The sequence below is a fragment of the Protofrankia sp. CiP1_Cm_nod1 genome (assembly GCF_920888515.1).
Lineage (GTDB): Bacteria > Actinomycetota > Actinomycetes > Frankiales > Frankiaceae > Protofrankia.
On the sequence record NZ_CAKKTM010000433.1, the window covers coordinates 1 to 9,609 of the forward strand.

A 9,609-nucleotide genomic window follows, 5' to 3' on the forward strand; every position below is an offset into this window, starting at 1 on the left:
CCGCCGACCCGCGCGCCGGACGGCCCCGCGGGCGCCGAGCCCCACGCGCTCGTCCGCGGGTGGGCGGCGGCCGACGCCGGCTGGGTGTTCCCCTGCCAGCCGACCAGCTCGGCCGGTACCTCCTCGAGGAACCGCGACGGCGGGTTGTACGCCGGCTGGCCCCAGGCGCTGCGGACCTCCGCCCGGGTCAGGTACAGCCGGACACGCGCCCGGGTGATGCCGACGTAGGCGAGCCTGCGTTCCTCCTCGAGCTCGGTGGAGTCGCCGAGCGTGCGCAGGTGCGGGAAGACACCGTCCTCCAGCCCGGTGAGGAAGACCACCGGGAACTCCAGCCCCTTGGCGCTGTGCAGCGTCATCAGGGTGACGGCCCCGGCGGCACCGCCCGCGCCGTCCGCGCCGCCCTCGCCATCCTCGGGGCCGGGCACCTGGTCGGCGTCGGCGACCAGGGAGACCTGCTCGAGGAAGTCCGCGAGCGAGCCCTGCGGGAACTGCTCGCTGAACTCCCGGGCGACGTTGGCCAGCTCCTGGAGGTTCTCCGCCCGCCCCTCGGCCTCGAGGGCGTCCGCGGCGGCCAGTTCGGTGAGGTAACCGGTCCGCTCCAGCACCGTCTCCAGCGCCGCGACCGGGCCGTCGGCCACGGCCGTGCGCAGCTCGGCGAGCAGAGCGGCGAAACCACGGACCGCGTTCGCCGACCGGGCGGCCAGGCCCGGGACCTCGTCCACCCGGTTCAGGGCGTCGGCGAAGGGGACGCGCTCGCGTTCGGCGAAGGCGGCGAGCATCGCCTCGGCCCGCTCGCCGATCCCCCGCCTGGGCACGTTGAGGATGCGCCGCAGGTTCACCGTGTCCGCCGGGTTCACCAGTACCCGCAGGTAGGCGAGCAGGTCCCGGACCTCACGGCGCTCGTAGAAGCGCACCCCGCCGATCACCCGGTAGGGCAGGCCGACCCGGATGAAGATCTCTTCAAAGACCCGGCTCTGGGCGTTGGTGCGGTAGAAGACGGCGACCTCGCCGGGACGCGCCAGCTCGGCGTCGGAGAGCCGGTCGACCTCGGCGGCGACGAAGGCGGCCTCGCCGTGCTCGCTGTCCGCGACATAGCCGACGATCTTCTCGCCGTCCCCGGCGTCCGACCACAGCCGCTTGGGCTTGCGCCGGGCGTTACGGGCTATCACCGCGTTCGCCGCGGACAGGATCGTCTGCGTGGACCGGTAGTTCTGCTCCAGCAGGATCACGGTGGCGTCGGGGTAGTCCTGCTCGAACTCGACGATGTTGCGGATGTTCGCGCCCCGGAAGGCGTAGATCGACTGGTCGGCGTCGCCGACCACGCACAGCTCGGCCGGCCCCACCGCGGGCCCGTCGGCGTCGGCGTCGGAGCCCGGCGGCACCGGAGCCGGCCGTACCGGCTCGCCGTCGACGGTCAGCCGGGGCGCCTGCCCCACCAGTTCCCGCACCAGGACGTACTGGGCGTGGTTGGTGTCCTGGTACTCGTCGATGAGGACGTGCCGGAACCGGCGTCGGTAGTGCTCGGCGACGTCCGGGAACGCCTGCAGCAGGTTCACCGTCGTCATGATCAGGTCGTCGAAGTCGAACGCGTTCGACTCGGCCAGCCGGCGCTGGTAGAGCCCGTAGACCTCGGCGACGGCACGTTCGGCATGGCCGGTCGCCCGGCTCATGGCGGTCTCCCAGTCGACCAGCTCGTTCTTCAGGTTGCTGATCCCGGTGGCGAGCGCGCGCGCCGGGTAGCGCTTCGGGTCGATGTCCAGGTCGCGCGCGACCAGCGTGACCAGGCGCTGGGCATCCGCCGCGTCGTAGATCGAGAAGCTGCTGGTGAACCCGATGCGCTTGGCGTGCGACCGCAGGATGCGCACGCAGGCGGAATGAAAGGTGCTCACCCACATCGCCCGGGTGCGGGTGCCGACGAGCGCGGCGACCCGCTCCTTCATCTCGTTCGCGGCCTTGTTGGTGAACGTGATCGCCAGGATCTCGCCGGCCCGGGCCCCGCGGGCGGCGAGCAGGTAGGCGATCCGGTTCGCCAGCACCCGCGTCTTGCCGGAGCCCGCGCCCGCGACGACGAGCAGCGGCGAGCCCGTGTGGACGACCGCCGCCCGCTGCTGCGGGTTCAGGCCGTCGAGCAGCGCGTCGGGAGCGAGCCGGGGCGTGGCGGGACGAGCGCCCGGCACACCCGGAGCCGTTGGCGACGCCGGCTCGTCCCGGTCGTCAGCGACGTCGTCGAAGCCGGGGTACGGGCCGAAGCCCGGGTACGGGCCGAAGTCGGGGTACGGGCCACCGGGAAGCGCGCTCATAGGGTTCCGATCATACGTTCGACGCCCGGCTCGTCCGACGGCGGTACATGGTTCTCACCCTACGAGGCCCCGGTGCGCGTCACGACCCGGCGTCCCGGTTCAGGCTGTCACACCCACACCACGCCGTGCTGTGGCTCGGCGACCCACAGCACGGTTCACGCTACAGCCCGCTTCATAGTGCGCACCACCGGTAGCCGCCGTCCCGCCACCGGGTGTGACGGGCGTCTGGCACGCGGGCGGGCCGGCGGGTTTGACGACCACCAGCGCCCAAGAGCAAAATAAAAAGGTGCCGCAGCACATTATGATCATTAATTAGGCGCGCGACCTTGCTCTCGCGGACGGGCTTTTCAGCCCGACGTGCTTTCGGAGCGACACCGACGGGTCCGCGCGCCTCGCCCTCCTGCCAGTTCGGCGGGGGGCTTTTTTTGTTGCCGCGGTCACGTCGGAGGTGGCCGCCGAGCTACCGGGAGCACGACGATGCGCCAACCGACCGAGAACCCGACACGTACCACCGGCGGGAGAACAGAGAGCACCGGAGAGACCTCCGGCAGGACGAGCGGGACCGACGCCGCTGGTAGCGCCGCTGGTACGGCACGCGCCACCGGGGAGACAGGCCGCGCCGGTACGGACGACACCGACGTCCCACCCAGATCCGGCGCGCCCGCGGCGTCCACGGACGGCGCCGACGGCGCTAACGGCACGCGGGCCCTCGAGACCATGAACCGCGGCACGACGAACCGCGGCACGACGAACCGAGACACGGTGGCCGTCGACCGCGACACGATCGACGTCGCCACAGCCGCGGTCGTCCTCGCGCCGGTGCTCCGGCGGACCAGGGTCACGCCCAGCGCTCACCTGTCCCGGCTGACCGGCGTGCCGGTGTGGCTGAAGTGCGAGAATGAACAACGCACCGCGTCGTTCAAGCTACGCGGCGCCTTCGCCCGGATCGCGCTCGCCGACCCCGCCGTCCGGGCCAGGGGGGTGGTCGCCGCCAGCGCCGGCAACCACGCCCAGGGCGTCGCGTACGCGGCGGCCCACTTCGGCGTCCCAGCCACGATCTTCGTCCCGGCCGGTGCGAGCCCGGTCAAGGTCGCGCGCACCCGCCGCCTCGGCGCGCGGGTCGAGCACGTCCATGGCGGGATCGACGCCGCCCTGCTGGCCGCCGAGTCCACCGCGCGCGGGCACGGCGGGCTGCTGGTGCATCCCTTCGACGATCCGGTCGTGATCGCCGGGCAGGGCACGATCGGGCTCGAGCTCACCGAGCAGGTCCCCGGCCTGCGGACCGTCCTGGTGGGTATCGGTGGCGGCGGCCTGATCAGCGGGATAGCGGCGGCGATCAGACAGCGGCGGCGCGACGTGCGGGTGATCGGCGTCCAGGCCGCGGGCGCGCCCGCCTTCGCCCTGTCCTGGCGCGCCGGCCGGCCGGTGTGCGTCCCGGCGGCCACCATCGCCGACGGCATAGCCGTGCGGACCCCGGGCAGCCTGACCCTGGCGCTCGCCACCGCCCTGGTGGACGATGTGATCACGGTCGACGAGGACGCGCTGTGGGAGGCGATGGCGGCGCTGCTGCGCGCCGACGGCCAGACGGTGGAGCCCGCCGGGGCCGCGGGGACGGCGGCGCTGCTGCGTCACCCCGAGCTCGCGCAGGGCCCGACCGCGGTGGTCCTCTCCGGCGGCAACATCGACCCGGTCACCGCCGGCCGTGTCCGCGCTCTGGCCGCCGGGCCCCTGCGCATCCCCGCCGCGTGACGTCCGGCCGCACCGCTCTTCTTTGCCGCACCGCATCTTCTTTTCCTTTTCTTTCTTCCCTGCGTACGCCGGGTGCGCCGGGTGCGCCGGGCCGCCGCGGCCCGGGTCACTCCCACTCGATGGTGCCGGGAGGCTTCGAGGTGATGTCGTACACCACCCGGTTGACCTGCTCGACCTCGTTGACCACCCGGTTCGAGATGCGTTCGAGCAGGTCGTAGGGCAGCCGGGCCCAGTCGGCGGTCATCGCGTCCTCGCTGGTGACCGCGCGCAGCACGACCGGATGCCCGTAGGTGCGCTCGTCCCCCTGGACCCCCACCGAGCGGACGTCCGCCAGCAGTACCGCGAACACCTGCCAGATCTCGCGGTCCAGCCCGGCCCGGCGGATCTCCCCGCGGACGATCGCGTCCGCGGCCCGCAGCGTCGCCAGCCGCTGCGGGGTGACCTCACCGATGATCCGGACAGCCAGGCCAGGCCCCGGGAAGGGCTGCCGCCAGACGATCTCCTCCGGCAGCCCGAGTTCCTCGCCGAGCCGGCGCACCTCGTCCTTGAACAGGGTGCGCAACGGCTCCACCAGGGAGAACTGCAGATCCTCGGGGAGCCCGCCGACGTTGTGATGCGATTTGATCTTCGCCGCGGTCGGCGAGCCGGACTCGATGACGTCCGGATACAAGGTGCCCTGCACCAGGAACTCGATCCGGGAGCCCTCCGCCTCGGCCTGAGCCTCCAGCTCGCGGGCGGCGGCCTCGAACACCCGGATGAACTCCCGTCCGATTATCTTGCGCTTACGCTCCGGGTCGCTGACGCCGGCGAGCGCCGCGGCGAACCGGTCGGCGGCCTTGACGTGCACCAGTTCGACCCCGGTCGAGGCGACGAAGTCCTTCTCCACCTGCTCCGCCTCGCCCGCGCGCAGCAGGCCGTGATCGACGAACACGCAGGTCAGCCTGTCGCCCACGGCGCGGTGGACGACCGCCGCGGCCACCGCCGAGTCCACCCCGCCGGACAGCCCGCAGATCGCGCGCGCGTCGCCGAGCTGGGCCCGGACCGCCGCGACCGCCTCGTCCGCGATGTTGACCATCGTCCAGTTGGGCCGGCAGCCGGCGCCGGCGAACAGGAAACGCCGCAGGACGTCCAGGCCGCGGTCGCTGTGCACCACCTCCGGGTGGAACTGCACGCCGAACAGCCCGCGCGCGACGTCCTCGAAGGCCGCGACCGGGGTCGACGGCGTCGACGCGGTGACCACGAACCCCGGCGGCGCCGCCGTCACCGAGTCGCCGTGGGACATCCACACCTGCTGGGTGGTGGGCAGGTCCGCGAACAGGACACCGCCGGCGGTGACGGTCAGGCGGGTCGCGCCGTACTCCGCGACGCCCGTGCGGGCCACCGTCCCGGCCAGCGCGTGCGCCATCACCTGGTGGCCGTAGCAGATGCCCAGCACCGGCACCCCGGCACGGAAGAGCGCGGGGTCCACCTCCGGGGCGCCCGGCGAGTAGACCGACTTCGGCCCGCCCGAGAGGATCACCGCGGCGGGACGCCGGGCGAGGATCTCCGCGACCGAGATGTCCCAGGGCACGATCTCCGAGTAGACGTGGCACTCCCGCACCCGCCTGGCGATGAGCTGGGCGTACTGAGCGCCGAAGTCGACGACCAGAACCGTGTCGTGAGCCGGGCGGGAGACTCCGGACGCGTCGGTGGCCGCGGACGCGTCGGTGGCCGGGGACGCGAGGCCGGGGGCGGCCGGCGCGTCGTCCCCTCGGCCGTTGCCGGTCGGGCCCGCGGCCGGTGTCGAGGCGGCCGGCTTCGAGATGGCGGTGTCCACGACGCCAAGCCTACGGAGAAGACGCCAGGCCCACCGAGGGCCAGGATCGCGAAGAACGGCCAGGCCGGCCGAGAAGGCGGCAGACCCGTGAAGGACGGACGCGACGCCCGGCGCGGCAGCCGGAAAAGCACCTGCGCGACAGCGCAACCGGCGGCCCAGCCGTCCAGGCCTCGTCCAGGCCTCGTCCAGGCCTCGGGCAGGCCTCGGGCAGGCCTCGGGCAGACCGCGTCCAGACCGCGTCCAGGCCGCGGGCATGCCAGCGGACGGCCCTGGAACGGGCCGGACGGAAGGATCGGAAGCGGACATCTAGTTTAGGGCAGGCGCGTGTCGGGATGGTCGGCCATACCGCTATGGTGCCTATCGAGGGACATCCGGGCCCGATACCGGGCCATCCCGGTACGTCATTGTTCCGGGAGGCTGGCGGAGAGGTTGCGAAGGTACGTGCGCAGACAACCGATAGCCGGCACGGGCATCGACGCTCCCCCGGCGGGCGAGGTCACACCGCAGGAGCCGGAGCGGTCCGCTGATGACGGCGGGTCTCAGGTCGACGCCCCAGCCATCACATCACGGGGCCCAGGCGGCATACGACACGTAAGAGCACTGCTCAGCGCGCCGGCGAACTGGCGGGTCCGTACCAAGCTGATCGCGATCCTCGCGGTCCCGATCGTCGCGATTCTGGTCAACGCCGCGATGGGCGCCAACAGCGTGCTGACCAGTACCCGGGACGTCAACCGCGCCCAGGACATGGTGAGGATAAGCCGCGCCGCCACGGCGTTGGTGTCCGCGCTGGAGCAGGAGCGTACCTATACGGTCGGTTATGTCGCCTCACGCGGCACGCCGCAGCCGGGCTCCCGCGTCCCCGAGCGCGTCAGAACGGTGCAGGCGCAGGTCGACGAGGCGGCCCGGCAGTACGAGCAGAACGTCCGGGGCCAGCAGGACGCGTTCACCGAGCAGACCCGGACAGTGCTCCAGTCGATCGCGGACCGGCTGTCGCACCGGGCCAACGTGCGCGCGACCGCGCTGACCCTGGCTTCGTCGAACTCCGTCCAGGTGGCCTACACCGGGATGATCGACAGCCTGCTCAGCCTGGTGCCGCTCATCCCGCAGGGCCAGGACGACGCCACGCTGAACGCCGGCGTGGAGACCCTCGACGCCGCCATCCGCGCGTGGGAACGCCTGTCCGCCCAGCAGTCCCTCATCCACGGCATCAACCAGCAGGGCCGCTTCGACAGCGGTGACTACCGGCTGTTCGTCGGTCTGAACACGGAACGCGAAAGCCAGATCTCCCGTTTCGAGGCGGCGGCCAGCCCGGAGCAGGCCAGGGTGTACCGGGAGACGCTCGTCGGCCCGGACGTCTCGGAGACCAGCAACGAGGTGCAGAACGTCCTGACAGGACGGGTCGGGCAGCCGCTCGCGCTCGAGGACCTGAAGTGGCTGCAGTCGGCCCAGGGCACGATGAACCTCAACGCCAAGATCATCGATTCCCTGTACAACGACACCGAGAACCGCGTCGACACGCTGCGGTCGGGTATCCAGCGCCGAGCGCTGCTGTCCGGTCTGCTCATCGTCCTCATCCTGACGACCGCCATGCTCGCCGCGATGATCGTCGCCCGCTCCCTGGTACGCCCCCTGCTCGGGCTGCGCGCGGCCGCGCTGGACGTCGCCGGCCGCCGGCTGCCCGAGTCGGTCCGCCGGCTGCGCGACTCCACCGACCAGGACATCGACACCGAGATCGAACCAGTCGGTATCAACACCGACGAGGAGATCGGCGAAGTCGCCCGCGCGTTCGACGAGGTGCACCGGGAGGCCGTCCGCCTCGCGTCCGAACAGGCCGTGCTGCGGAACAACGTCAACGCCATGTTCGTCAACCTGTCCCGGCGAAGCCAGGGGCTGGTCGAACGGCAGCTGCGGCTCATCGACGACCTGGAGAACCGGGAGCAGGACCCGGACCAGCTCTCCAACCTGTTCAAGCTCGACCACCTGGCGACCCGTATGCGCCGGAACAACGAGAGCCTGCTGGTGCTCGCCGGCACCGACACGGCCCGCAGGTGGACCCACCCCGTCCCGCTCAACGAGGTCGTCCTCGCCGCGATCTCCGAGGTCGAGCAGTACACGAGGGTCAAGCAGACGGCGGCGGCCGGGGTGTCGATCACCGGCAACGCCGTCAGCGACGTCGTGCACCTCATCGCCGAGCTGTTGGAGAACGCCACCTCCTTCTCCCCGCCGGCGACCGATGTGCAGGTCACCAGCCGCTCCCTGGGGCCTGGCGCCGGAGCGACGATCGAGATCGAGGACCGCGGCATCGGGATGCCGGCCAAGGAGCTCGAGCGCATCAACGAGCGGCTGGCCAACCCACCCGTCATCGACGTGTCGGTGTCCCGCACGATGGGCCTGTTCGCGGTCGGCCGGCTGGCCGGCCGGCACGCCATCCACGTCCAGCTGCGCGAATCGGCCTCCGGTGGGATCACCGCCGTGGTACGGCTGCCAGCCAAGGTCGTCGCCGGCGAGACAGCCCCGAGCACACCGGCGCGCCCCACGGCACCGCTGGTCACCGGCCGTTCCCCGGCCGGTCGGTCGACGCTCGACAACGGCCTGTCACCGGCGCTGTCCAACGGCCACGCGGGGCTCGACGCGACGTCCCTGGCGAACGGCATGTCACGGGGCGGCTCCAACGACCGCGTGTTCGTCGACAGGGACACCCTGCCAAAAGGCGACGACCCGCATCCGCCCGGTTCGCGCAACGGCCCCGGAGCGCCGCCCCCCCTGCCCGTACCGGGCATGAACGGGAACGGGAACGGGAACGGCGCGGGCCACACCGCTACGGACGAGCGGTTCACCGGCCTCGACGAGTTCGGAGTGGAGCGGCTGGAGGCCGGTGGTGGCTTCGGCGCCGGCACCGGTCCGCTGGAGATCTCCAGAACCACGGCTCGCCAGCCGAACGCCGATCCGCCACCCTTCCACAGCGACCCCTCTACCGGCAGCTACGAGATCCCCCGGGGACCGGGCGCGGGGACCCCCTCCGGCCCGGGCACCGGCGCGACCTACCTGGACCTCGCCGGCGGCACCAGCGGCACCAGTTCGGCGCACCTGGATCCGGTGGGCCCGGCCTCCCCGGGCACCGGCGGCATCGACCTGACCGGAGCGGCCCCGCCCGGGCCGACAGACCGGATCACCACGGACAGCGCACCGGTCGTGCCCGCTCCCGACACGCTCCCGTTCGGCCGGCAGGCTCCCCCGCCGGCCGCCTATTCCCAGCCCACCGTCACCGGCGGCCAGACCGGGGAACTACCGACGGGCATCCCGGCGGGCGGCGGCCCGCGCCCCGACTTCCGGACGGAGCGGGCACCGACCGCGCGCGACGACGTTTCCTACCGTGACGACGTTTCCTACCGCGACGGCTCCTACCGTGACGGCTCCTACCGTGACGGCTCCTACCGTGACGGCTCCTACCGTGACGGCTCCTACCGTGACGACGTGCCCTATGGCGACAGTGTCGATCGGGCCTCCCGTACCGACGGTGCCGAGGAGCCGGCCGCCGACCGGGACGGCGAGGACAACGACACGACCCCGATCTTCGATTCGGTCTCCGCGTGGTTCCAGCGCCAGGCCCCGACGTCCCCGCATCCGCTGCCGGCCCGGCCGAGGGCCGCTGCCCCGCCGGAGCGCCCCGGACCGCTGCCGCAGCGTGCCCCGGCCGGACCGCTGCCGCAGCGTGCCCCGGCCGGACCGCGGCCGGCCGACGTC

At 72.5% G+C, this 9,609-nt stretch carries 4 protein-coding genes; 2 read left to right on the forward strand and 2 right to left on the reverse strand.

Translation table 11 applies throughout. The annotated features are described in order from the left end of the window. A partial coding sequence (gene pcrA, locus NBX02_RS19555; protein WP_250292518.1) for a DNA helicase PcrA occupies positions 1-2,300 on the reverse strand: 2,300 nt, incomplete at its 3' end. A 477-nt stretch (positions 2,301-2,777) separates the two neighbouring features. On the opposite strand from pcrA, the gene NBX02_RS19560 reads away from it, so the two are divergent. Next, positions 2,778-4,049 carry a threonine/serine dehydratase gene (locus tag NBX02_RS19560; RefSeq protein WP_250286065.1) on the forward strand — a complete coding sequence of 424 codons (1,272 nt, stop codon included), beginning with the start codon at positions 2,778-2,780 and terminating at the stop codon, positions 4,047-4,049. A 106-nt stretch (positions 4,050-4,155) separates the two neighbouring features. Here NBX02_RS19560 and guaA read toward each other — a convergent pair whose 3' ends face one another. Continuing rightward, positions 4,156-5,697 (reverse strand): glutamine-hydrolyzing GMP synthase, encoded by a 1,542-nt coding sequence (guaA, locus tag NBX02_RS19565; protein WP_250286067.1) that lies wholly within the window; start codon positions 5,695-5,697, stop codon positions 4,156-4,158. A 609-nt stretch (positions 5,698-6,306) separates the two neighbouring features. Between guaA and NBX02_RS19570 the strand changes: the two genes are divergently transcribed. Continuing rightward, a partial coding sequence (locus NBX02_RS19570) for a nitrate- and nitrite sensing domain-containing protein (protein WP_250292520.1) occupies positions 6,307-9,609 on the forward strand: 3,303 nt, incomplete at its 3' end.

Excerpts from the sequence above, each read along its gene's own strand:
- NBX02_RS19560 (WP_250286065.1), top strand. The coding sequence starts at position 2,778 with ATGCGCCAACCGACCGAGAACCCGACACGTACCACCGGCGGGAGAACA.